1 pseudogene is annotated in these 238 nt (G+C 68.1%); it reads right to left on the reverse strand.

Going from position 1 to position 238, the window contains the following annotated elements:
- Positions 1-196 (reverse strand): annotated as a pseudogene (locus tag IC66_RS0133535) (3,4-dihydroxyphenylacetate 2,3-dioxygenase); the annotation flags it as partial.
- Positions 197-238 lie beyond the last annotated feature (42 nt).

Raw genomic sequence — 238 nt, forward strand, 5'->3', positions numbered from 1 at the left:
GGTAGCCGAAATTGGAGAGCCAGTGGGTATCGAACACCACAAAGCAGGTCACGCCGCGCTCCTTCGCCCGCCGGCCGAGCTCGCGCAAAGACCTGACCGCCGGCTCGCGCGCATCGCGTAACGGGCTGCCGGGTTGCTCCGACAGCATCAGCGATGGAACGTGGGTGACCTTGGCCGCGAGTACGAGTTGCCCCATGGCGGTCACCCCGAAGCGTCAGGCCGCCTGTGGCTGGGGGGG

It is taken from the genome of Bradyrhizobium genomosp. III, from assembly GCF_000261705.1.
GTDB lineage: Bacteria > Pseudomonadota > Alphaproteobacteria > Rhizobiales > Xanthobacteraceae > Bradyrhizobium > Bradyrhizobium ottawaense.